We start from the raw sequence: 766 nt of genomic DNA, 5'->3' as shown, positions 1-766 counted from the left end.
GTTCGCTGCGTTCGCCTCCTCGTGCCTATGTATTCAGCACGGGATCTCCTTGCGGAGGGGTTTCCCCATTCGGACATCGTGGGATCAAAGCTCTATTGCCAGCTCCCCCACGCTTTTCGCAGGCTTACACGTCCTTCTTCGCCTATGATCGCCAAGGCATCCACCAGATGCACTTAGTCGCTTGACCCTATCATTTCAGTAACCTAAGTCACCAAAACAACAAGTGTGTTTGTGCGACGACTACACCGCCCCTTTTGATATGGCGACGTAGCCTAGATACAATCAAATACCCAAGATGACGATCCGTCCACGTAAAGAATTAACTCTACGCTTCCTTCTCGCCGTCTTTATATATTCGGCTTCTTCAGTTTGTTAAAGATCAGTGCGTTAAAAATACAACGCAAACACAATCAAGCTGTTTTGCAAACTCGCTTGTGTTTGAGTTGTGGTGGAGGATGACGGGATCGAACCGACGACCCCCTGCTTGCAAAGCAGGTGCTCTCCCAACTGAGCTAATCCCCCTCTTTTTGTCTTATGCAGCGTTGCTCAACAGCTCATGTACCACTGTACATTTCGCCATTTCGCGCCTTGCCTAAGCCAAAAATCACGTATCACTACGCAAATTCTTGGTGGGTCTGGTTGGACTCGAACCAACGACCCCCGCCTTATCAAGACGGTGCTCTAACCAGCTGAGCTACAAACCCATTTCTTGTTCAGCCATCGCTGGCTGACGCCCTTAACTACAAATAACCGATAGGCTGTAAGT

The 766-nt window shown here is 49.2% G+C and carries 2 tRNA genes and 1 rRNA gene; all 3 read right to left on the bottom strand.

Features of this window, described 5'->3' with window-relative positions:
* Nucleotides 1-187, bottom strand: a 23S ribosomal RNA gene (locus LQT98_RS23120); the annotation flags it as partial.
* Nucleotides 188-446: 259 nt separating this feature from the next.
* A tRNA-Ala gene (locus LQT98_RS23115) sits at nucleotides 447-522 on the bottom strand.
* A 105-nt stretch (nucleotides 523-627) separates the two neighbouring features.
* Nucleotides 628-704: transfer RNA gene (locus LQT98_RS23110), tRNA-Ile, on the bottom strand.
* Nucleotides 705-766 lie beyond the last annotated feature (62 nt).

This window comes from Chromobacterium aquaticum (genome assembly GCF_021129195.1).
Classification (GTDB): Bacteria; Pseudomonadota; Gammaproteobacteria; order Burkholderiales; family Chromobacteriaceae; genus Chromobacterium; species Chromobacterium aquaticum.
This window is presented reverse-complemented; position numbering and strand designations above follow the sequence as displayed.